This window comes from Pseudarthrobacter arbutini (assembly GCF_054510915.1).
The window spans coordinates 87354-110174 of sequence record NZ_JBTNDQ010000009.1; the positions used below are offsets into that span (position 1 = coordinate 87354).

Annotated in this window: 21 protein-coding genes; 8 read left to right on the forward strand and 13 right to left on the reverse strand. The window is 63.5% G+C overall.

Going from position 1 to position 22821, the window contains the following annotated elements; genetic code table 11:
* The first annotated feature begins 313 nt into the window (after positions 1–313).
* Positions 314–1549, forward strand: a complete 1236-nt coding sequence (locus tag ACX80V_RS11875) for an NYN domain-containing protein (RefSeq protein WP_485843285.1) — start codon at positions 314–316, stop codon at positions 1547–1549.
* Positions 1550–1627: 78 nt separating this feature from the next.
* On the opposite strand, the gene ACX80V_RS11880 is transcribed toward ACX80V_RS11875, so the two are convergent.
* From ACX80V_RS11880 to ACX80V_RS11915, 8 genes are all read right to left on the reverse strand, one after another.
* Positions 1628–2527: a hypothetical protein gene (locus ACX80V_RS11880; protein ID WP_485843286.1), complete on the reverse strand. Its 900-nt coding sequence runs from the start codon at positions 2525–2527 to the stop codon at positions 1628–1630.
* A 170-nt stretch (positions 2528–2697) separates the two neighbouring features.
* Positions 2698–3288, reverse strand: coding sequence for a P-loop nucleotide/nucleoside kinase family protein (locus ACX80V_RS11885; protein WP_485843287.1), 591 nt, complete (start codon positions 3286–3288; stop codon positions 2698–2700).
* A 55-nt stretch (positions 3289–3343) separates the two neighbouring features.
* Complete coding sequence (locus tag ACX80V_RS11890; RefSeq protein ID WP_485843288.1) at positions 3344–4120, reverse strand: SDR family oxidoreductase; 777 nt, start codon at positions 4118–4120, stop codon at positions 3344–3346.
* The gene (locus ACX80V_RS11895) at positions 4117–5616 is read right to left on the reverse strand and encodes a mannitol dehydrogenase family protein (protein WP_485843289.1); all 1500 of its coding nucleotides are present in this window, start codon (positions 5614–5616) and stop codon (positions 4117–4119) included. The genes ACX80V_RS11890 and ACX80V_RS11895 overlap by 4 nt, the downstream gene beginning before the upstream one ends.
* Before the next feature lie 86 nt (positions 5617–5702).
* On the reverse strand, positions 5703–6683 hold the full coding sequence (locus ACX80V_RS11900) for an ABC transporter substrate-binding protein (RefSeq protein WP_485843290.1): 981 nt from the start codon (positions 6681–6683) through the stop codon (positions 5703–5705).
* 46 nt (positions 6684–6729) lie between these two features.
* The gene (locus ACX80V_RS11905; protein WP_485843291.1) at positions 6730–7815 is read right to left on the reverse strand and encodes an ABC transporter permease; all 1086 of its coding nucleotides are present in this window, start codon (positions 7813–7815) and stop codon (positions 6730–6732) included.
* A complete protein-coding gene (locus ACX80V_RS11910; protein WP_485843292.1) occupies positions 7812–8576 on the reverse strand; it encodes an ATP-binding cassette domain-containing protein in 765 nt (254 codons plus the stop codon). The genes ACX80V_RS11905 and ACX80V_RS11910 overlap by 4 nt, the downstream gene beginning before the upstream one ends.
* Positions 8577–8674: 98 nt before the next feature.
* Positions 8675–9379 (reverse strand): nucleoside/nucleotide kinase family protein, encoded by a 705-nt coding sequence (locus ACX80V_RS11915; protein ID WP_485843293.1) that lies wholly within the window; start codon positions 9377–9379, stop codon positions 8675–8677.
* Between the two features lie 362 nt (positions 9380–9741).
* On the opposite strand from ACX80V_RS11915, the gene ACX80V_RS11920 reads away from it, so the two are divergent.
* Positions 9742–10752, forward strand: a complete 1011-nt coding sequence (locus tag ACX80V_RS11920) for a LacI family DNA-binding transcriptional regulator (protein ID WP_485843388.1) — start codon at positions 9742–9744, stop codon at positions 10750–10752.
* Positions 10753–10830: 78 nt separating this feature from the next.
* Here ACX80V_RS11920 and ACX80V_RS11925 read toward each other — a convergent pair whose 3' ends face one another.
* Both ACX80V_RS11925 and ACX80V_RS11930 read right to left on the reverse strand, forming a co-directional pair.
* On the reverse strand, positions 10831–11751 hold the full coding sequence (locus tag ACX80V_RS11925) for an NAD(P)-dependent oxidoreductase (protein WP_485843294.1): 921 nt from the start codon (positions 11749–11751) through the stop codon (positions 10831–10833).
* A 144-nt stretch (positions 11752–11895) separates the two neighbouring features.
* Entirely contained in the window at positions 11896–12924 is a 1029-nt protein-coding gene (locus ACX80V_RS11930) for a substrate-binding domain-containing protein (RefSeq protein WP_485843295.1), read from the reverse strand.
* Positions 12925–13202: 278 nt separating this feature from the next.
* Here ACX80V_RS11930 and ACX80V_RS11935 point away from each other — a divergent pair, with 278 nt between their 5' ends.
* The 6 genes from ACX80V_RS11935 (at position 13203) to ACX80V_RS11960 (ending at position 19244) form a co-directional block, all read left to right on the forward strand.
* Positions 13203–14555, forward strand: coding sequence for an NAD(P)H-dependent oxidoreductase (locus ACX80V_RS11935; protein WP_485843296.1), 1353 nt, complete (start codon positions 13203–13205; stop codon positions 14553–14555).
* Positions 14552–15817, forward strand: coding sequence for an ABC transporter substrate-binding protein (locus tag ACX80V_RS11940; RefSeq protein ID WP_485843297.1), 1266 nt, complete (start codon positions 14552–14554; stop codon positions 15815–15817). The genes ACX80V_RS11935 and ACX80V_RS11940 overlap by 4 nt, the downstream gene beginning before the upstream one ends.
* Positions 15818–15918: 101 nt before the next feature.
* Positions 15919–16791, forward strand: coding sequence for a carbohydrate ABC transporter permease (locus ACX80V_RS11945; protein WP_485843298.1), 873 nt, complete (start codon positions 15919–15921; stop codon positions 16789–16791).
* A gap of 5 nt (positions 16792–16796) precedes the next feature.
* Positions 16797–17690 (forward strand): carbohydrate ABC transporter permease, encoded by an 894-nt coding sequence (locus tag ACX80V_RS11950; RefSeq protein WP_485843299.1) that lies wholly within the window; start codon positions 16797–16799, stop codon positions 17688–17690.
* 2 nt (positions 17691–17692) lie between these two features.
* Complete coding sequence (locus ACX80V_RS11955; RefSeq protein ID WP_485843300.1) at positions 17693–18889, forward strand: ABC transporter ATP-binding protein; 1197 nt, start codon at positions 17693–17695, stop codon at positions 18887–18889.
* 43 nt (positions 18890–18932) lie between these two features.
* Entirely contained in the window at positions 18933–19244 is a 312-nt protein-coding gene (locus tag ACX80V_RS11960) for a putative quinol monooxygenase (protein ID WP_485843301.1), read from the forward strand.
* Between the two features lie 60 nt (positions 19245–19304).
* Here the strand turns inward: ACX80V_RS11960 and ACX80V_RS11965 are convergent, their stop codons facing one another.
* From ACX80V_RS11965 to ACX80V_RS11975, 3 genes are read right to left on the reverse strand one after another with little or no spacing between them, the layout of a single operon-like run.
* Entirely contained in the window at positions 19305–20363 is a 1059-nt protein-coding gene (locus tag ACX80V_RS11965; RefSeq protein WP_485843302.1) for an amidohydrolase family protein, read from the reverse strand.
* An 11-nt stretch (positions 20364–20374) separates the two neighbouring features.
* Positions 20375–21301 carry a carbohydrate kinase family protein gene (locus tag ACX80V_RS11970; RefSeq protein WP_485843303.1) on the reverse strand — a complete coding sequence of 309 codons (927 nt, stop codon included), beginning with the start codon at positions 21299–21301 and terminating at the stop codon, positions 20375–20377.
* Positions 21298–22812: a lyase family protein gene (locus ACX80V_RS11975; protein ID WP_485843304.1), complete on the reverse strand. Its 1515-nt coding sequence runs from the start codon at positions 22810–22812 to the stop codon at positions 21298–21300. Before ACX80V_RS11975 ends, ACX80V_RS11970 begins: the two co-directional genes overlap by 4 nt.
* Positions 22813–22821 lie beyond the last annotated feature (9 nt).

The following is a 22821-nucleotide window of genomic DNA, read 5'->3' on the forward strand; positions in this document are numbered from 1 at the left end:
GGATTCGTTTTTAGCTCTTTTATCAGCTCTTTTTTCGAGAATTGATTTTCCCGCTTTTTTGGCGCTGACGCTCTTGGGCGATTTTCCTGACAATGGAATCACACCTTTCTATTCTTTGTGTCTACCCGATACCATACACACTTATATTCTTAATGCCAGTTTCCAGAAAAAGCACCACAAAGCGGAATATTAATCTCCGTTAGATAAATTGCACGCCGCATAAATGCGGCATGGACAGGGCATCGACAAGAGCTCCTGGCGTGGCGCAGCAGGGCGTGTCGCCAGTTCGAGCCGTTGCTGGCACACTGGGCCAATGAATGAGGCGCACCCACCGTCCCGCAGGCCTGGCATCCGAGCTGCGATGTTTGTTGATTTCGACAATGTCTTCACCGGCCTGCAGGCGCTGGATCCGCTGGCGGCGAAGCGCTTTGCCGAGGACCCGAAGCACTGGGCCGACGCGTTGTCAGCCGGCAGTTCCGGAGAGGACGCCCGCCGGTTCCTGATCCGCAACTGCTACCTGAACCCGGTGGTGTATTCGAAGTACCGGACATACTGGACCCGCGCCGGCTTCCGCGTGATCGACTGCCCGTCGCTGACGCAGCGCGGCAAGAGCAGCACGGACATCAATCTGGTTCTCGATGCAATGGACGCGCTGTCCGGAAATGTTGGCATCGAAGAGTTCTTCATCGCCTCCGCTGATGCCGATTTCACATCCTTGATCCAACGGTTCCGGGCCGCTGACCGGATGACCACAGTCATCGCGGCCGGCGCCGTGGCCTTCGCGTACCGGGAGATGGCGGACCATGTGGTGGAATCCCACGACTTCGTCGCCATCCTCAACGGCTCAACGGTGGAGCCGGTTCATGCGGTGGCGGCCGGGAAGCAGCAGACTGTCCAGCCGGCGGGGAAGGTGAAGGCCAAGTCCGCCTCGCCCGCCATCCGTGAGGTCCTTGAGTTCGTCCGCGCCGCTCCGGGACCGGTAAACGGCGCGATGGTGGCCCACCGGGCACTCACGGCAGAGCCATCCCTGAAGACGGACTGGGGCGGCTGGGGAAAGTTTGGGACGTGGGTGTCCCAGATCGGCCAGGGCGTCGAATACTCCCCGGCACAAGGTGGCTGGGTCTGGGACGCGAAGCGGTTCTCAAGCGAGGACCTACCTGCGCCCGCGGACCTGCAGCCGGGCATCGAGGAACAGGTCACCAGGGTGACGGACGTGCCGGCCCTTTCCGCAGCCCAATTCCGCCAGATGTTCCAGTCCATGGAAGTCAGGCTTCGTGAGCATCCACTCAACCGCACCGAACTGTCCCGGCAGGTGAGGGACGACTGCGTCAACGCGGACCAGCCGGTCTCCCGCAACGCCGTGAGCTTTGTCCTTCAGGGCCTGGCCTACGTCAATTTCCCGCTCACCGACGAGGCGACGGCCGAAGGCCTCGCGGCAGCCTGGACCGCAAACGTCGAGGAACTGTGCCGGGTGGCGCTGTTGGAGTTCGACGCCGCCGAGAAGCTCGCCGTACGGCGCTGGGCCAGCGGCGGATTGCTGGACTCCTGACACGGGAGACGCGGACGACGGTGGGACCTCCCGCCGTCGTCCGCCAGCCTCATGGGGCGCTGAGCAGATGGTGGCGCGTTAGGACGCCACCAGCGTCCCGTCCACAACGGCTTCGAGCTCTTGCAGGCGGGGAAGCGCACGCGTCGTCAGCAGTCGCTCGCGGACTTCTGCCGACACAGCCAGGCTGTCCTTCCAGAGCGAGCGTCCCGCCATGGCGCCGCCGGCACCGTTTGCGACAGCGATCTCTACCTGCCTGATGAACGTCTCGTGGTCCACGCCTGCAGACAGTACGGCCCACGGCACGCCTGCGGCCGCCTCGGTGACCAAGGCACTGGCCTCACCGGATCCGGGGTACTGCAGCTTAAGGACCTTGGCGCCGCATTCGACGGACAGCCGGGCAGCACCGGCGACGAGTCCGGGGAACGCAGCAGCGTAAGCCTCTTCGCTTTCGTCTTCAAGGCGATAGACCAGGATCTCGACAATGAGGAGGAGTCCTTCGTCGGTGCATGCCGTGACGAGTTCGCGGATTTCATCCGCGACGCGCGAGCTGGCGTCCTGAAGATCGGGGCGCATGTACCAGAGCATCTTCGCCACGTCGCCGCCGAGTTCGCGCACCCTGCGCGGCGTCATTCCCGGGACGAACTTTGTGTACTGAAGGCCGTCGACCGTGTCGAAGCCCGAAGCGTCAAGGCCGACAACCAACGCGGTGTCGCGGGAGAGAACGCCCTCATCCGCCACACGGGGCAGGGCAATCTCAGGATCGAGCAGGATGGCCGGTGCGGCGTTTCCCAGGTAGCGGACCAGGTCCACCTTCGCGTCGGAGAGCTGCTCGGCCGTAATGGAGTTCGGCCCGCCTGGTGCGTCGTTCATAACGGCCTTCATGCCGTTGCGCTGGTCGGCTGCAACGATGAGCATCTTGCCGCCGGGGGTCGAGATCGCTGCCATGCCGCGGCGCTCGAGAGTCGTGAGAGTGTTCACTGGTATCTCCTACTTAGATGGTTTTGGTCTTGTGAGGGTCTGGGGTCCGGCGGCCGGATGCACCGGAAAACGCCGTCGTGAGGGCACGACGAATCGCGTCTCGGAGGAGCTGCGCCTTGGGAGGCATGGCCCCTCGGTAGAGGAACGGCGTGGTAGCTGCTAGCGGCGGCTCAGTGCACGGCCTCGCGCACAGCGAAGTCCGACAGGAAGTGCTCGAGCTGTTGACGCGGCGTAAGTAAGCCATCAATTCGGATATGAGCGACGCCGGGGGCCTGCGTAACCTCTGGAGAGAGGAAACGCTCCGGGTTCTTGACCTTGTCGAGGTCGCGTGCCGCTCCGCGGAGCCGCATTCGCCTCACGACTTCGCCCGGCGGGGTGTCCATCCAGGCGAGGTGCACCCGCGGTTCAGGGATCGCGACGCGCTCAACAAGCCGTGCCCATGCAGCCGGGAAGGTGCGTTCGGAAGTGAACGGGGCAACAACAACCACGCTGTTGCCCAGTGCGAGATTCTCCCGGGTGGTGTCGAAGAGGCAGGTGTAGCGAATATCGTTCACGCTCGCACGCGCTGCGGGTTGTGCTGTAGGGACATCGACCAGGAATTCGCCGCCCATGTGCTCAAACAAGGGATTCGTGACGGTGTCCAGGTCAAGGATGGTCCAGTGGAGCTCGCGGGCCAGGTCATGAGCAAACGTCGTCTTGCCACTCGCCGGCACTCCGCAGACGATAATCGCCTCGGCTGCGGGTTCTTCGGTCAGGTTCATTGTCATCCATTTCACATTGAGGTCGGGTCGCGGCGCCCCGCGCCGGGAACGGCGGTCAGCGGCTGGTGTAGCCGCCGTCGATCGGGAGGGAAGCGCCGGTGATCATGGCGGCGGCGTCACTGAGCAGGAAGACAATGGGGCCGGCCACGTCGTCGACGGTGGCCCATCGTCCGAGTGGCATTTGCTCAAGGAAGGGGCCGCCGACGTCGGGTCGTCCCCAGTAGAAGTTGGACATGTCGGTCATGACCACTGTCGGGTTGACGCTGTTGACACGGATGTTGTGCTTGCCAAGTTCCAGGGCCGATACCCGGGTGATGTTGTCCAGGGCGGCTTTGGAGGAGCCGTAGGAGATGTGGCCATGAAGTGCGACCATGCTGGCCTGGCTGGAGACGTTGACGATTGCACCGCCATTGCCCTGGCGGATCATGGAGGGCACCGCATGTTTGATGACCAGGAGGGCCCCGCGGGCGTTGATGCTGATGACCTTGTCGAAGACGTCGATGTCGGTGTCCTGCGGTGTGGCGATTTCGCCGCCGAAACCGCCGCAGTTCACGACGCCCCACAGGTCCAGGCCCTCGAGGGCGTCTCTGATGCTTTCCTCGGAGGTCAGGTCGAATGCCAAGGGCTGGGCGCCGGTTTCATCGCAGAGCGGCGCCAAGGACTCGAGCGTGCGGGCGCTGGCGATGACCTTCGCCCCCGCGGCGGTGAGTTGCCGGACGGTGGCGGCCCCGATGCCGCCGCTGGCTCCGGTGACCAGGATGGAGCGGCCGTTGAATTCGGTTGTTGCAGATCGGGCTTCGACTGCCGTGCTGGCTGTGGGTGAGTCGGTCATGAAGTACTCCTTGTAGGCATCAAGAGTTCGGTCAGGTCCTGAACGGCGGTTCGCGCCCCGGAGCATTCCAGGGCTTCGCTGGCCTGCCGGTACGCGGCGGCGAAGCGGGCGTTCCGGCCCAGGTCGCCAAATATTTCGGTCAGGTTGAGGAAGGCACCCGGCTCTACCTGGTCCGCACGGGCAGCCGCGCGAAGTTCGTCCAGGCGCCGGTCAGTGATGGCTACCGGTTCGCCATGTTCGTCTGTGCTTTCCAGGAACCGCGCCCAGGCGGCGATCACGAGCACGGCCCGGTCTATTGGGCCTCCGAGTTCAAGCTGTTCACGCACCACCGGAAGCACGAATTTGGGGATCCGTTCGGATGCGTCGACCATTTGGCGGGCGAGGGTGTCACGAATGGCGGGGTTGGCGAAGCGGTGGATGAGTTCGTTCCGGTACGCTGGCAGATCGATGCCGGGCACGGGTCGCAGGGTGGGTGTCGCCTCGCGTTCCATAAAGCCGCTGATGAACTCGGCGAACAGCGGATCGGCGCAGACCTCATGGACGAACCGATATCCGGCGAGGTAGCCGAGATAGCTCATGACCTGGTGGCTCGCGTTGAGCAGCCGAAGTTTCATAAGTTCATAAGGCTCGACGTCGTCCACGATCTGCACACCGACGTCTTCCAAAGACGGACGTCCGGCGGTGAACTTGTCCTCGAGAACCCATTGCTCAAATGGCTCGGCAACGACCGGCCATGCATCTGAGAATCCGTAGGCTTCGGTCACCGCAGCCCGGTCATGGTCGGTGGTGACGGGGGTGATGCGATCGACCATGGAGTTGGGAAAGGCTACGGTGTCGGCGATCCAGCCGGCCAGTTCGGGATCCTTGAGTCCGGCGAAGGCGACGAGCGCTTTGCGTGCGACGTTGCCATTCCCCTGAATGTTGTCGCACGACATGACGGTGAACGGGGCCGTGCCCTGGTCACGGCGGTGCGCCAAGGCTGAGGTGATCAGACCAAACGCGGAGCGTGGAACGGCCTTCTGCTTCAGGTCGTGGAGAATGTCCGGCGTACGGGGATCGAATTCACCGGTGCCGTCGCTGATGCTGTAGCCGCCCTCGGTAATGGACAGGGAGACGATGCGGGTAGCAGGATCTGAGAGTTTGCGGATCACCGCTGCCGGGTCGTCGGGGGCATACAAGTACTCTGTGATGGAACCGATGATTCTGGCGTCTTCGGTGCCATCCGCTCCCTTCAGCACCAGCGTGTACAGGCCGTCCTGGTCTTCGAGGACATCGCGCATGCGGGCATCCGAGGTGAGCACTCCGACGCCGCAGATTCCCCAGTCCTGGGAGCCGCCCAGGGTCAGGAGGCGGTCGATGAACATTGCCTGGTGCGATCGGTGGAATCCGCCGACGCCGAAGTGAACAATCCCGGTCCGTACCGCGCGGCGCTGATACGAGGGGATGGGTAGCAGGCCTGCCGCTTCTGGAAGGGCCGCTTCATTCAGGGACGTCATGTCATTCTTCTCTTTGGTCGGGAGAGGTGAAATGGTGCCGTTGCCAGCTTGCGAGTGGGCGGACAACGGCACCGGAACGCTCGCTGTTAGCAGGAGGACTTGTAGACGTACTTCGCGCCGTCACCGCTGATGTTGTCTGCGGTGATCTGCTTGAACCCGGTCTGGATCTCCTTCTCTGTGGGCTCGCCCTTGATGGCCTTGAGGGCCTGCTCCACACCTTGGGTGCCGATTGATGCCGGTTCCTGTGCAATCAGGGCCTGGACGATGCCCTCCTTGAGCTGCTTGACCTGTGCCGGCCCGGCATCGAAGCCGACGATCTTCACCTGATTCTGTTTGCCGGCCTGGCGGATGCCTGTAGCTGTTCCTTCTGCCGCGAAGGTGTTGGCCGCGAAGACTCCGACAATGTCCGGGTCCTTGGTCAACGCAGCGGAAACGAGTCTGGCGGCTTCAGCCGGATCGTTGTGGCTGTACTGCACTCCCAGGTACTGGAAGGCTGAGTCAGCTTTGGCGCCCTCTTCGAAGCCCGCAACACGGGCATCGGCTGTTGAGACACCGGGGTCGGTCGAAATTACGAGGACTTTGCCCCCGTTGGGGCTAAGGTTTTTGATTGCTTTGAAGGCCTCAAGGCCGCCGCCCTTGTTGTCCGAGGCGATCGCAGACGCGGCGAATGAGGGGTCCTGCACAGTGGTGTCAACCAGGATGACCTTGATGCCCGCTGCCGCAGCAGCCTTCAAGGGTGCCTGCATTGCGGCCACGTCCGTTGGCGCGATCAGGATGGCATCCGGCTGCGATGCCACAACAGAATCCACGATGGGCTTTTGAAGGGTCGGGTCGAACTTGGCCGGCCCCTGCGTGTTGATCGTTGCGCCGGCTGCCTTGGCAGCGGCGTCGATGCCGCATTGCATGCTGACGTAGAACTCGTCACCGGCGACACCTTGGATGAAGGTGAGCTTGGGCTGGTCTCCGGCTGAGTTCCCGGCCGAGGCGCTTCCGCCGGCACAGGCCGTGAGGGACGTTGCGGCGAGGAGTGCGGCCGCGAGCAGGGTGGTTTTAGGGGTCAACTTCATTGTGTAGCTCCTAGTTTGCTTGGACAGGTTTGATGCGGGGGGAAAATCAGTTGGAGCGTCGGCCGAACAACTTCTTTTTGCCGTCAGGCTTGGCGGACTGCCCTCGGGCTGCCGCCGCCCGGCGGCGCTGATCGACATAGACGGCGAGGACGAGAACGGCACCGACTGCCACCTGCTGCCAGAACGGCTGAATGCCGACGATGACGAAGCCGTTTTGGAGTACCGCGGGGATGAACAGGCCAATGACGGTTCCGAAGATGGTGCCGACACCGCCGAAGAGTGACGTTCCACCGATCACGACAGCGGCAATTACGTTAAGGTTTGTCGCTGACTGACCGGCGATGGCGGTGGTGCCGTACTGGGACAGTGACAGGATGCCTGCCACGCCGGCAAGGCCACCGGAGAGTGCGTAGATGGAAATCAGTTGGCGGTCCACTTTCACGCCAACCCGGCGGGCGGATTCCTCATTGGAGCCAACGGCGAAGGTGTAGAGGCCGAATCTGGTCCGGTGGAGTACGGTCCCGAAGATCAGGATCAGGACCATCGCGATCAGGGAAATTGTCGGCCAGGTGGTTCCCGGAACGTTGCCGTATCCGATGGTGTCCTGGAGAACCGCAGGGACTTCGCGGATGTCCACGCCGCCTGTGATGACCTGCGCCAGCCCCAAGGCGCCGCCAAGTGTTCCCAGGGTGACAATCAGCGGCGGCACCTTGGCCTTCGCGATGAGAACACCGTTGAGAAGACCCCAACCGAGCCCGCATCCGACGGAGACGAGGATACCGACAATCGCAGTTCCCCATCCCGAATCGCCCATGGCCTGCATCACTTTTGCCGCCACGACTCCGGAGAAGACAAGGTTGGATCCAACGGACAGGTCGATGCCCGAGGTGACGATGACGAAAGTCATGCCAATACCCAGGACACCCAGGATGGAGACATTCTGGATGATCTGGCGGACGTTGCCCCAAGTCGGAAACACGTCCGGCGCCAGCGCTGTGAAGGCCAGGAAGATGACCATCAGAACAAGCAGGATCTGGAACGATTGAACGTGGAGAACTCGTCGGAGGGTGTGTGCGCGTGAAATCTCGGGTGCCGTCCCGGCTGTCCGGGGTACGGCCTTGGTTGTGGTCATGAGTGTGCTCCATCAAGTGCGCCGGTCATTGCTCCGACTAGTTCTTCCACAGTCGTTTTCTTCGCCTCGTAGGTAGCCACCCGGCGTCCGAGCCGGAGGACCTGGATCCGGTCGGCTACATCGATGACGTGCGGCATCGAGTGGCTGATGAACACGACGCCCACACCTTTGTCACGGACCCGCCGGATCGTCTCGAGTACGTTTTTTGTCTGCACGACTCCCAGCGCGGCTGTCGGTTCGTCCAGGAAGATGACACCCTTGGCCCAGGCAACAGCCCGTGCAATGGCGATTGCCTGCTTCTGGCCTCCCGACATGCTGCCAACTGGGTCGGACAGGCTTCGAACCGTAGCCCCAAGTTCATCGAAGGCTTCCCGTGATTTGGCAAGCATCGTCCTGTTGTCCATGAACCCGAGCCGCCCTTGAAAGCCGGGCTTGGGGATTTCGCGGCCCAGGAACATGTTTTGGGCCGCGTTCAGGTGTGGTGCCAGGGCAAGGTCCTGATAGACGGTTTCGATGCCCAGGCTGCTGGCATGGCTCGGGGAAGTCAGTTCAACCTCGCCGCCGGCAAACAGGATCTTGCCGGAGTCCAAAGCAAGGTTTCCCGACAGTGCCTTTACGAGGGTCGATTTTCCGGCGCCGTTGTCACCTATGAGGGCAACCACTTCGCCTGCGTTGACATCGAAGTCGACGCAGTCGAGGGCGCGTACATTGCCAAAGCTGCGGGTGAGGCCGCGGGCTTCCAAAACGGGGATTGTTGTCATGGTGTAACACCTGTCAGCTGGTACGGGACGAATGCGGCGGCCCCGGCCCTGCAGCCGGAGACACTTCGTTGTGCTGTCACTTCTGTCTTCCTCTTCATTCAGGCCTTCGTGAAGTTCTCACGGCTGTGGGAATAGCTCAGGTCGATGATCAAATCGGCGCGTTCCCGGGTAGCAGCAACGACCGCGGCATTCCTTTGGTCGCTGCCTAGTACCCACGCTTCTGCTTCCGCGGGCGGCTTTCCAAAGGCTTCGTGGCGCCGGAGCAGCCGCAGCTGCCGCTCGTCGTCGCTTAGGTCCAGGAACCAGACCTCGTCGATCTGCGCCCGGCTCTCCCGCCAGCCTTCGGCGTCCAGGAGAAGATAATTCCCTTCGGTAATGACCACGGGAACCTCGCGGGCCACCGGGATCGCGCAGCCGATCGATTCCTCCAGGCTGCGATCAAACACCGGGGCATAGACAACCGGCTCGCCGTTCGCCTTGAGCCGGCGCAGCAGGTTGGCATATCCCCAGGGGTCAAACGTGTCCGGAGCGCCCTTGCGGTCCGTCAAGCCACGTGCAGCAAGAACTCCGTTGGCCAAGTGGAAAGCATCCATTCCGACCCGGGCAGCCTGGCCGTCCAAGGCATCGGCGATAGCCTGCGCCACAGTGGACTTTCCTGCACCCGGCGCTCCCGCAATGCCCAGGATGCGCCGGCTTCCGCTGACAGCGAGGGTACGGGCCCGCTCTACCAGCTCATCCAAGGTGCACGTCAGATGCTCGGCTTCCTGCTGGGAAACCTGGGCTCGAACTTCAGCAGTGTTCATCACTGTCTCCTCCATTGGTCATGCCACGGTGAAGAAGCTCTGCTGCTACACCCTTGAAGCGCTGCCTTGAATCAAACTCGCAGGTCTGGATCGAGTGGCTCTAACCTTCGGCTTCGAGGAACTCGCTGTGACCTGCCTTACAGAAACTTAGATGCCCCATGTCATCGATGTCAAGGAAAACCGAAAAACTCATGTCATCGATGACATGAGTTGCTTGAAGTTACTGCGAACATCGGGCAGGATGGGGTGGGCGGCGGATTGTCACCGATGACATCTTTTGCAGTGGAGGTGTTCCCGCTTTCGAACAGCCCAGCCTGTAGGGTGTGCCCAGCGAACAATGAAGGAGCCGAACCGTGACTACGATGCAGGATGTGGCCACGCGCGCCGGAGTGAGTGCCAAGACGGTTTCCCGGGTTTTTAACGACGACCCGCACGTCACGGAAGACACGCGGAAGCGCGTTCAGTCGGCAATGCGCGAACTCAAGTACGTGCCGAACATGCTCGCGCGCACCTTCCGCGAGGGCAAATCCGCCGTCATTGGCATCGCTGTGCCTGATGTCGCCGATCCTTTCTTCGCTGCCGTCACGAAGGGGATTGAGCTGGCGGCACGCGAACACGACATGGCCATCGTCGTGACCAGCCTCGGGGATAGCCCGTCCCTGGAGCAAAGCATCATTGAAGCGACGGTCCGCCGCCAGATCGACGGCCTCATTATCGCCCCGATCGCAGCCGATCAGTCCTACCTCGCCCGGTGGCAGGACAGCTTCCCCATCGTCTTCATTGACCGCGTACCCACCAAGCTCAACGCCGACTACTTCGTCGAAGACGACTTCGGCGGCGCCTTCGAAGCGACGCAGCACCTCATTTCCCACGGCCACCGCCGCATCGCCATCGTCGGAGACTCACCGGACGTCCCCACCACGAGGCTGCGCCTGGAAGGCTATCGTGCCGCCCTTGACGATGCCGGTTTGGCGATCGACGAGGATCTGATTGTGCTTGGGTCGCGCGACGCGGACGCTGCCGCCCAGGTCTGCAAGACCCTGCTGGCACTGAGCGATGCGCCTACGGCTATCTTCTCCTCCAACGCGCGGTTCTCAACGGGCGTTTTCCCGGCCCTTCAGGCTTTGAAAAGAAGCGACATTGCGCTCATCAGTTTTGGCGACTTTCCCATGGCGGATGTCCTCCAACCCTCAGTGTCAGTCATCGACCAGAACCCTCGTCAGGTCGGACGGATTGCTGCCGAGCGCATCCTCGCCCGAATCGCGACGCCCGACAAGAGGTTCCGGCGTAAAAACGTCATTCCCGTCAGGCTGATCGAGCGCCAGTCTTGCCAGCCGGCCCGAGCGGTGTTGGCATCCGCCGTCGCAGTCTGACGCCTCAAGATTCCACACGAATCCGTCCCGCACCAACAATCAGCAGCTAAGGGACGCACAAGCACCTTTGAGTGAGTGTCACTTTGTTGAGGTTTCCCCTGACACCTGAGATCGAAACGCCAGGGTGCGGTGGATGCCTGTGTGGTCAAGGGCGCCGTCGCCCTGGGCCACCATCTCGTCGAACAGCCCCGTCACCGTAGTGCTCAGCGGCAGTTCAAGGCCTCCTGCAGATGCCGCATCCTGGATGAATCTGAGGTCCTTCAGTTGGTTCTTGGCACTGCCGCCGCCGTCGAAGTCGTTACTGATCCATCGGTGGCCCTTCTGCCGGAGGACAGCGGAATCGGCCAGCCCGCCCTGCAGCAGCTCGAGCATGACCGCCAGATCGAGACTTCCGCTTCGGGCCAGAAGCATGGCTTCCGAAACTGCAGTCACCGTTGCGGCGACAACGATCTGGTTGCACGCCTTGGCGAGAGCCCCCGAGCCGCTCGGGCCCATGTACCGGACGGTAGTGCCCATGGCCCTGAGAGCGGGCTCCACCGAGTTCGCTGCGTTCTGGTTGCCACCGACCATGATGCTGAGGGTGCCGCTCTCCGCGCCGACGGTGCCGCCGCTGACCGGCGCATCAAGGACCGTGACCCCGTGCTCCCGGAGCATACGGTCAGCAAAGGCCGCGACGGCGGTCGGCGAAACCGTCCCGTGAACCACGAGGACCGGACGCGTGATGCCTTTTGCTGCCCAGCCGGCGAGCAATCCATCTGGTCCGGGGATCAGCGATTCGACCTGTTCCAGATCTGGCAAGACCGTGAGTACGACGTCGGACGCGGCGTCAGCCGGTGATGTGGCGGCGCGGGCACCCAGCGCGATCAGGGGTTCCGCTTTTGCGGACGTCCGGTTCCAGACGGTGAGATCGCCGCGAAGGTCCAGAAGTTTGCGGGCCATGGGCCCGCCCATGGGGCCGAGCCCCAACAGGGCGAGCGAGGGTCGCGGGGCGTCGATCATGGTCAGGTCCTTTGGTTTGAAGCGGGCGTGGAACTTAAGTGGAACCGGTACACTTTTGTGCCATGCAGGCGGTCACGTGTAAATCGAGGGCCAGCAGCTGCGCCCCCACCACCAGCCAGCGGCGAGGGTGGGGCAGCGGAAAATCTAGGAGCGCGGCTTCGGTCGCGCCACACTGGACCGTTCGAGGAGTTCCGCGTCGACACGGATCACCGTCGGCTTTCCGGAGCTATTCCCGTTCGCGTTGGACAGTGCCAACTGCACGGAGTGCCGGGCCAGAAGATCGATGGGCTGCCGGACAATCGTCAGCGGTGGCGTCATAAGTTCGGTCCACGGGGAATCCTCAAACACGATGACCGACAGGTCCCCCGGAATTGAAACCCCGGCATGCGCAAGGCGCCGGAGTACGGCCGTCACCTGAGCGGTGTTGGCCACCACCACCGCGGTGGGCGGATCCTCCAGGTTGAGCAGAGCCGTCATGGCATCGCCGCCGGCGGCACCCCGGAATGGTGTGGAGCGGATCAGAACGTCATCCTGATCCAATCCGGCCGCTTCCAAGGCTTCGCGATAGCCCGCGATCCGGTCCCGCCCGGTTGTCGATGACGCAGGGCCCGAGACTATGGCGATGCGGCGATGCCCATATGCTGCCATCAGGGCCGTGGCCGACCGCGCCGACTCGATGTTGTTGATGGTCACGACGTCCACCGCCGGCAGCGCCGGGATAGAGCGGTCAACAAAGACCACATCAGTGCCCATATCCTGGAGCTTTTTCCAGATTTCCACATTGTTCCCCGTGGGAGTGGCAATAATCCCGCTGACCCGGCGCTCAATAAGCGTGGAGAGACGTTCCGACTCGAGCTGGTCGTCCTCCTGTGTTGTCATGAGAAGCACCTGGATCCCGCGGGAGTGAGCCTCCTGCACCACCTGGTCTGCCAGCCGGGCGAAGAAGGGGTTGGAGACGTCAGCCAGGAGCAGACCCAGCGTCGTAGGCGGTCCATGCTTCAGCTCCCTGGCTGCGGTACGGGGGTGGTAGCCAAGGGCTTCCATCACCTCGCTCACCCGACCCCGGGTTGCCGCTGCCACGGGACCCGAGCCAGGGTTGAGGACCCGGGAGACGACGGCGACAGACACCCCCGCGGCGGCGGCAACATCGCGTATGGTCGGCTGCTTCTGCACGTGTACTCCTTGATCGGCTGCTGCGGCTCTTCCGGAACCTCCGGCAGGAACTTTTTCAGACTAGGGTATTGACCTCGTCGAGCAGGTGTGACATAAAAGTGTAACCGGTTCCATTATGTTTACTTCGGAGCCGGTTTGTCCACTGCAGCACCGCCCGGATTCAGCCAGCACACCCAAGCCAGCCACCCGAGCGTCACTTCACGTCAACGCTGCGGCGGACCCGATGCTTTCCGCCGGCCATCCAAACGGGATAGAGCCGCACCCATTGAAAGGTAGTTATGAACCTGCACAAACTTCTGACCCAGCGTGAGGCCGAAGGCGCCCCAATCCGCGTGGGACTGATCGGCGCCGGTCGTTACGGCACGATGTACCTGGCACAGGCCCGCAATATCCCGGGCATCCATGTTGTAGCCATCGCCGATATCAACGCCGAACGCGCAAAGGGCGCACTGAAGCTGGTCGAGTGGCCCGAGGAAGCATTCGTTGAGGACATCGAGACCGCAATTGCTACAAGGGCCACCACCGTCGTCACCGATGCGTCTCTCCTGTTCGACGCCGACCTGGACGTCATCGTGGAGGCCACCGGCAACCCGATCGTTGGCATCAACCATGCCCTGCGGGCCATCGAAACCGGCAAGCACATCATCATGGTGACCGTCGAAGCCGATGCCCTCGCCGGTCCGGCCCTGGCCAAGCGGGCCCAGGAGGCCGGCGTCGTCTATTCACTGGCCTACGGCGATCAGCCCGCGCTGATCTGGGAACTTGTCGATTGGGCAAGGACCTCCGGCTTTGATGTCGTGTGCGCAGGCAAGGGTGCCAAATACCTCCCCCACTACCACCAGATGAACCCGGACAACGTGTGGGAGAATTGGGAATTCTCGAAGGAACTGACAGACTCCGGCCAGCTCAACCCATACATGCACACGTCCTTCCGTGACGGCACGAAAGCTTCGATCGAGATGGCGGCTGTGGCCAACGCGGCGGGCCTGCGCCCCTCCGATGAAGGACTGACGTTCACCCCCGGTAACGTGGAAGAGATCGCCACCATTTGCCGCCCCTCGGCCGACGGCGGCGTGCTGAGTAATATCGGAAGCGTCGACGTTATGTCCAGCGTGACCCGTGACGGCGATTGGATCCCTCACAACACTCAGGAAGGCGTCTTCGTCGTGGTGAAGGCCACCAACAAGTACGTCTCCGACTGCTTCCAGGAATACCCCTGGCACCCGGATCCCACCGGCCAGTACGCCGCCCTCTACCGTCCGTACCACTACGTCGGCCTGGAGCTCAACATCTCCATCGCCAACGCAGTATTGCGTGGCGTGGCCACCGGCGCCCCGGAAGGCTTCTACGCCGACGTCGTCGCCTGCGCCAAGAAGGACCTGCACGCCGGGGAAATCCTCGACGGCGAGGGTGGCTTCACCGTCTGGGGCAAACTGATCTCTGCCGAAAAGTCCGTCCGGGACGGCGCCCTTCCGGTCGCCATGGCCCACCACGTCAAGCTCGTCAACGACGTACCTGAGGGCGGCATCGTGCGCTGGGACGACGTCGAAATCGACACCTCCCTGGAGGAAGCCCTGAAGCTGCGGCGCGAGACGGAGGCCCTCGCACTCGACGTGGTGCCCGCGGCATGATCGACCGCCGCACTTTCCTGGGCGCCGCGGCCGCGAGCATGCTGCTCGCCGGCTGCGGTGCCAGCCCGGGAATCGACCCCAACCGTGCCGCCTCGGCCGGAGGCACCTTGAAGTTTGGCAGCTGGCAGTGGCTCGAGCCCGGCCGCGGCGAGGCGATGTGGCAGGCGATCCAGGCCTACAAGGAAGCCAACCCCTCCGCGAGCCTGGCCCAAAGCACCACGCCGTTCCTTTCCTTCGCGGACAAGCTCAACACCGAGCTCGGCGGCAAGGGCGGGCCGGACATCTTCGTCGTTCAGGACGTCAACTTCTACCCGCTGGCCGACGCCGGAATCCTGGCTCCGCTGAGCTCCGTCATCTCCTCCCACAAGGGCAACCCGTTCAACCACACCAACAAGTCCGGGCTGGTCAACGGCGTACAGTACGGAATCACCTGGGAACGGCTGAACTGGAACTTCTTCTGGAACCGCAACATCCTGGAAAAAGCCAACGTAACCCCGCCGGAAAACGTCGCGGAACTGATCGCGGCGGCTACCAAAATCCGGTCCGCCACCGGCCTGGACGGGTTCGGCGTCCGTCACCAGATGACGGAATTCGATTCCTGGTTCATGGACTTCGATGTGTGGACCTACGGGCACGGCGGATCATGGTCGGACGGCTCCCGCCCGACGATCGACTCCGCCGAAAACATCGCCGGCGTCGAGGCCTTCGGCGAAATCTACCGCTCGGGTGCGATGCCGATCGGTGACGACGCGTCCACGATGCGCACGAAGTTCCGCGAAGGCCGGCTTGGCATGATGATCGACGTCTCCTCAACAGTCGCCGGCATCCTGCGGTCTTCCAAGGCACTGACGTCGGCCGATATAGGATTCGCCGAACGCATTCCGCTCCCCCAGCCGTCCGCGCACCAGGAAATCGTGCTGGCGGTCAACGGGTACAGCAAGAACAAGAACCTGGCTGTCGACTTTGTCGGCTGGGTGGGCTCCGATGAAGGTCAGGCGGCGCTCCGAAAGGCCATGGGCCCCTCCACCCTGGCCACCGATGTACCGCTGGCCCCCGACTATGCCGCAGCCAACCCGTGGGCAAAATCGTTCATCGACCTGGCCTCGCAATCGAGGAGCCCGCTCATCCGGGGCTACGAGGCCCAGACGAAAGCCATCATGCGCGAAGTCATGACGCAGGTGGAACGCTACCTCGTAGACGGTGGTGACGCCGCGGCGGCGCTCTCCACCGCACAGAAACAAGTAACTCAGCTTCTTGGCTGAGTGAACCAAAGCAAAGGACCCGGGCAATGACGCTCCGAACTTCGATCTCCCCACCCGCCGTGGCACCGACCCAGATACAAGATGCCCCGTCAAGGCACCACATGTGGCAGAGGATCTCGCCATACATCTACATCGGTCCGGCAGTTATCTACCTGCTCGTCTTCATGATCATCCCCGTAGTGCAGGGCATTCAGCTCAGCTTCACCAAGACCCCGCTCGTCAGGCCCGACGGCGGAACGGGCGTCGGGCTGGAGAACTACGCCCGGCTGCTCAGCAGCCCGCAGTTCTACAATTCACTCGGCGCCACCATCCTGTACACCGCCGCGACGGTCCTCTTCGCCGTGGCCATCGGCGGAGGATCAGCTCTGCTCCTGAACCGGGCTTTCAAGGGACGCACCATCGTCCGGGCAATCATCACGTTGCCCTGGGCCGTCCCTACGGTGGCTACCGCGCTGATCTTCAGCTGGATTTTCAACCGGTCCGACGGTGTCCTGAACGAAGTCGTCGGAGTGTTCGGCATCGGCCAGCAGGGCTGGCTCGTGGATCCGAAATTCGGTATGGCCGCCGTCGTGCTGACCTCAGTCTGGAAGGTCATGCCGCTTGTCATGCTCGTGGTGCTGGCGTCACTGCAATCAATCCCGAGCGAACTCTACGAAGCCACCCGCATGGACGGTGCCGGGGCCCTGGAAACGTTCAAGGCCGTCACCTGGCCACACATTGCCCCCACCGTCAGAGTGGTCACACTGCTCATGACGATCTGGTCGATCCGGCGTTTCGAGATCATCTACCTCCTGACCGGAGGCGGCCCTGTGGACAGCACCAACACCCTCGTCGTCAACGTCTACCGTCAGGCTTTCAGCAACCAGGAACTGGGCCGCGCGGCAGCAATTGGCGCCCTCGGCCTGGTCCTGTCCCTGCTCGTCACGGTTGTCTACTTCATGATGGAACGGCGCAATGCCGTAAAGGAGGCGTAGAGCAAATGACTACGAAAGAAGCATCACCAATCCCCCAGACAGCCCCTCACAAGCGGCGGCTGAAGGCGCCAGGTTCACGAAACTTCAGCAAGCCCGTCCGTTTCGTCATGCTGGCCGCTCTGGTCTTGTTCTCGGGCTTCCCGCTCTACTGGATGCTGAACACTGCACTCAGCCAGGACTCCGAACTTTACGGCCAGGCCCAAGGCTGGTGGCCGCACTGGGAACGGCTAGCAGACCTGGGCGACGTCATCGGCAGCGTCCCGATCTTCAAATGGCTGACCAACTCCATGGTCATCGCCGGCGGAACCACGCTGCTCTCCCTCGTCTTCGCGGTGCTGGCAGGCTACGCACTGTCAAGGTTCAAGTTCCATGGCAAGGGGGCGGCAGGGTTCCTGCTCTTCGCAACGCAGATGCTGCCCGAGGCGCTGCTCGTAGTCCCCATCTACGCACTGTTCGCGTCGCTGGGTCTGCTCAACGGAATGGGCGGCCTGATCCTCGCCAACGTTGCCTTCACCATGCCGGTGAGCGTCTGGATCATCAAGGGAGCCATCGATGCGATCCCCTACGAAATCGAAGAGGCCGCTGCCGTTGACGGGTGCCCGCGCGTCACCATCCTGTCGCTGGTTCTCACGCCACTGATTCTTCCCAGCATCGCCGCGGCTGCCGTCATCAACTTCTTCGACGGGTGGAACGAGTTCCTCCTGGCCAAGACGTTCATTGCCGAACGTGACCTCTGGCCGGCGTCCGTGGGCCTGGCCTCCTTTGTCGGCCAGTATCTGACTTCACTGAACTCCGTCATGGCTGCAGCATTGCTGTTCACCCTCCCGGCGTTGATTTTCTTCCTTCTTGTCCAGCGTCGCATCGTCTCGGGCCTCACGGCCGGCTCAGTCAAAGGTTGATCATGGCAAAGCTCTCACTACGCAACATCAGCAAGCGCTTTGGGGACACCCAGGTCATCCACGACTTCAGCGCCGAGGTGGACAACGGAGAATTCCTCGTCCTGCTCGGCGCGTCGGGATCCGGAAAATCGACGCTGCTCCGCATTATTGCCGGGCTCACCGATGCCAGCGCGGGCGATGTCATCTTCGACAACCTCCGCGTGAACCGTCAGAGCCCGCGCGAGCGCGACATCGCCTTTGTGTTCCAGTCCTACGCGCTCTATCCGCACCTGACAGTCCGCGAAAACATCGCGTTCCCGCTGGCTCTGGACAAGTTCAAGGCTTGGCACCACATTCCGGGCGTCAGCACCATCGCACGCCGCATCTTCGGCGCGTCCAAGGACATCGTCAAGCAGGTCGCCGATGTCACCTCAATGCTGGAGCTGGACGACTACGCCAATCGCAAGCCCGGCGGGCTCTCCGGCGGCCAGCGCCAACGTGTGGCCCTGGCACGGGCCCTGATCCGCAACCCGTCAATGTTCCTGCTCGACGAACCGCTGTCCAACCTCGACGCCAAGCTCCGCGCGGAACTCCGTGGCGAAATCGTCCGGCTCCATAGGCTCACCGGGAAAACCTTCGTTTACGTCACGCACGACCAGGTTGAGGCCATGACCATGGCCACGCAGATCGTCATTCTCCACAACGGCATCGTGCAGCAGCACGCCACACCGCAGGAGATCTACACCCGCCCCGCCAACACGTACGTTGCCCGCTTCATCGGCAGCCCACCCATGAACCTCATGGCCGCTGCCGTGACCGACGGGCAGCCTGCACTTGGCGGAATGCGGCTCCCGGCGCCCGAAGGGCTCCGGCTCGGGACCGGCGCCGTGACCCTGGGCCTGCGGCCGGAGCACCTCACGGTCTCTGCCGACGTCGACGGCCCGGGTCTGGCCGGCACCGTCCGGAGAATCGAAGACCTCGGCGCGGACACCCTGATTGGTGTCCAACCCGGCCCTGCCCTCGGCCTGAAAATGTGGGAGCTCAACCAGGACGACCTCATCTGGATCCGTCAGACCGGACAAACGCGCCTGATGACCGGAGATCCCTGCACGGTGGCACTCGAGGCCAGAATGGCCAGCTACTTCGACAGTGATACCGGCGCGAATCTGGCACCATCCGATCAGGTCTCAGACGCCGGGATGCTGCCAGCGCGTGGCTAACCTGCGCCGCCTTGATCACATCTCAACTACAAGGAAAGACACCATGACCATCATTGTCACCGCAGCATTCACTCCCAAGGACGGCACCTACGATCAGGTGGTCGCCGCACTCTCACCCGCCATTGCAGAGGTGCACGAAGAACCGGGCTGCCTGCTGTACGCCATCCATGAATCACCCAATGGCCAGATCATGATGATTGAAAAATGGGAAAGCGCCGAGCTGCTCGACGCCCACGGCGCGGGGGATCCGGTCAAACGGCTCAACGCCTCACTCGAAGGGCTCCTTGCCGAACCCGTAGAGGTCACCCGCCTAGTGCCTATCCGCGCCGGCACCACCCTGCAGGGCGCACTCTAGGTAGCCAGCGACACCGTCCAGCGGACGACGGCGGGACCTCCCGCCGTCGTCCGCTTGCGTTTAGTGCCGGTCCCCTGCGCCAGAGGGCCCAGCTGAGGCGGGTCGCCAGCTGTCCAGCTTGAGAAGCCGCGCGGCATTTCCGCCGAAGATCTGCTGAAGCCCGGCGGCGGGCATTCCCATTTCCCAGCAGATCCTGAGCTGGTCCACGAGGTACCGCCGCGCGAAGCCGCGCGGGAACCACGACGAGTCCGAGCCGAAGATGATGCGTTCGGATCCCATGGTTTCGTAGAAGCGGCGGAAAAGGTCCTCCAGGGTCAGCCGCTGCGCCATGTATCTGACCCACTGGTTGGAACCGGAGGTGTCCACCACCACGTTGGGGCAGGCCCACATCAGGAAGAGCACCTCCTGGACGTGCTGGATGCCGAAGTGCGGGATCACGAAGGTGACTTCCGGGTACCTCTTGGCGGCGCGTTCGAGACTGGCGGGGTTGCTGTAGGCATTCTGCGCGATGCCGCCCGCTGATCCGCAGTGGCCGAAGTGGATCAGAACGGGGACGTTGTTGCGGGACGCGACGTCCCACACGGGGTCTGCCGCCGGATCGTCCATCCGGGACGAAGCGAGGGGCGCGAACAGTTTCAGCCCCCGAAGTCCCCGTGCCACCCCGGCTTCAAACTCCCGGGCAGCTCCCGGCGCGAACGGGTCCGCCATAGCGGCCAGGCCCAGGAACGTTCCGGCGCCGCGGGCAACCAGGTCCACCATCGCATCGTCACCGCCGGCGGTGACGATGGCGGCATGTTCGATCCCGTTGTCGGCTAGCTCCCTGGTCCAGAGGTCCGCTTCCGCCTCCCAGCCGGCATCCGCCGACAACGGTTCGGGGTCGGCAAAGTCCCAGCTCCGGCGCCACTGGGCCGAGGTCCTGGCGACGGCGGCGGACCGGACGGCCTGACCGGCGTCGTATTCCTCGCAGCCGTTTCTGGTGTCGGCGCCGCCGTCCGGCCCGAACTGGCCGCCTGCCAGGGAGCGGGTCAAGGGGTCGTGGGGCATCCGGAAATGCAGATGGAAGTCGATGATGGAAAGCCCCTGGACGGTGGGGCGGCCATTGATGATGTCCGTTTGCACTGTGTTTCCCCTCAGCTCAGTGTCGCGGTTGGAAGTACGACGGCGGCCCGGCGTTCCGGTGCGGTGGCCACCATTTCGGTGGCGTAGCCGACCCCGGATGCCAGGGCGTCCGGCCAGACTGCGCCGCGTGCGGCTGACACGAGGAATGCCGCGTTGAACCCGTCCCCCGCCCCCGTTGAATCGACCACGTCAACGCGTGCCGCCGGCTGGGCGGACCATCCCCCGTCAGGAGAGGCCAGGCCAGCGCCGCGAGCGCCCATCTTGACCGCAACGAGCGTATTCGTGGTCACGGACAACCGGCGGGCGGCCCGCTCGGTGTTCCCGTCATCCATCAGGCCGTGCAGTTCGTCGTCGTTGGGCAGGAAGATGTCCACCAAGGCAAGGGCGCTGAGCACTTCCTGCCGCGTTGCCGGGGTCCATCCCTCCGGCGGCCAGCCGGTGTCCAACACCGTCCGGGCGCCCGACAGTCCGGCCCGTCCGAACAGTTCCGCTGACGCGGGGCCGCGCATCCCGGGCAACAGGAAGTAGCCGGCCAGGGCGACGTACCTGCTGGAAAGCATGTCTTCCGTGATGTCGTCAGGAGTCATCGACGCCATGGCGCCCAGGGAGGAAATGAACGCACGGTCGCGCCCCGGAGCCTCCATGGCAACGGTGATGCCGCTGGGTTCACCCGGGGTCCGAAGAAGCCGCACCTGGAGCGACGGCAGCCGGAGTTCCGCTTCCAGGACCATCACCGACGTGTCGTCGCCAACGCGGCTGACCAGGATGGTGGGGAAGTCCAGGCCGGCGCACCGGACAGCGAAGTTTCCCGCCGAGCCGCCCAGCCGGAGGGAAACCGAGGACACCACGCGCTCGGTTCCCGGCTCGGGCAGGTCCCGGGTGTCGGCCACCACAACATCGATATTCGTGTTCCCGATGATGGTGATTCCTTCAGTCACCAATGGCCTCTTCCGGCGTCCGCGGCGGCTGCCATCAGCCGTTCCCGGGCCGAGTCAATCAGGCTCCGTCTGCGTTGGACGTCACGGCCGAAAGCGTCTGCGCGCTGCTGTGACTCGGCGGCGTTGCGGCGTACGGCCTCGCTGCCGGGACTTCCGTCCTGCGTCCGGGCTAGGATCAGTTCCGGCTGCTGTCCGGCGCTCAGTGTCGTGGCCACCAGCTCCTCTGCGGCGTCGATGCCGGCGTCCGCGAAGGCCTTCGCGACTCCGTCCGCGGTCCAGTCCGCCGGCGCGTCGGCGCGCACCAGCCGGCCGACGACGTCGTGGGCCGTCCGCCAGGGGATTCCTCGCGCGGCGAGCGCCTCCGCAACGGCGGTGGTGGTGGCCCCGGAGGCGACGATTTTCGCATGGTCCGGCAACTGGAGCACCTTCAGGTCCAGCAGCAGCCCGTCCATCATCCGCATAAAACGGACCACGCGTTCCCCGGCGCGCCACAGGTGCTTTTGCACATCAGTGGTGGCGTTGTTGGAGTCCTCGTACCAGGCGGAGCCGATGTTCGCGTACGTGGCTGCCATATCGGCTGCGGTGACACCGGCCATGGACACCATGTGCTCCAGCACCACGGGGTTCTTCTTCTGCGGCATGATCGACGAGCCTTGCGTGTAGGCCGTTGGCGTTTCCACCCATTTGAAGGTCATCCACTCAAGCAGCACCCGGGCGAAGCGGGCGCCAGTGGCGGTGATGCGGGCCTGGACCGCGGCCAGCCGCATGAAGTGCTCCGCTCCCGCCACGGCCTCGTAGCTGGAGGTGAAGCTGGAATCGAAGCCGGTGAGCTCGCCGACCATCAGCGGGTCGATCGGCAGGTCGGTGCCGGTGAACGCCGCCGATCCCAGCGGCGAAACGTTCAATTCATCATAGATGCTGAGCATTTCCTTTGCCTGGCTGAGCATCGCTTCGGAGAGACCGGCGAGGACGTGGCCGATCGTCGTCGGCTGGGCGGGGCGGCGATGGGTGAACCCGATGATCAGGCTGTCCGCGTTCGCGGCGGCCTGAACGGCCGCGTCCTTGGCCGCCTGGACCACCAGGGCGGCCTGGTCCAGCAGTTGGCGGCGGAGGACCATCCGGAACACGCCGGCGTCGAGATCGTTCCGGCTCCTGGCCAGCTGGACGTCGAGTTCAGAGGTTGGGATCCCGCACTCGGCGGCGAGTTGCTGCTCCAGGAAGTAATACGGATCCTCGACGCTGCCATCGAAAACGTAAGCCTGTTCGCTCGATTCGGTCCTTGCCCACAGGGTCAGCAACCCCTTCAGCAGGAGTTCCCCCCGGCCACGCGGCAGGATGCCCTGCCGGGTCAGCATCAGGACGTGGGCCAGGCTTGCTTCGACCATGCCCGGGTAGATGTGCGGTGCTGCTTCGTAGAAGGCGTCCCGCAGGTGGTTGTCCCAGTAGATGCTGAGGTTTTCCTGGTCCTTGAGGTCGGGGCGCGGCATGGACGGATCGGTTGCGGTGTTCATTCGTATCTC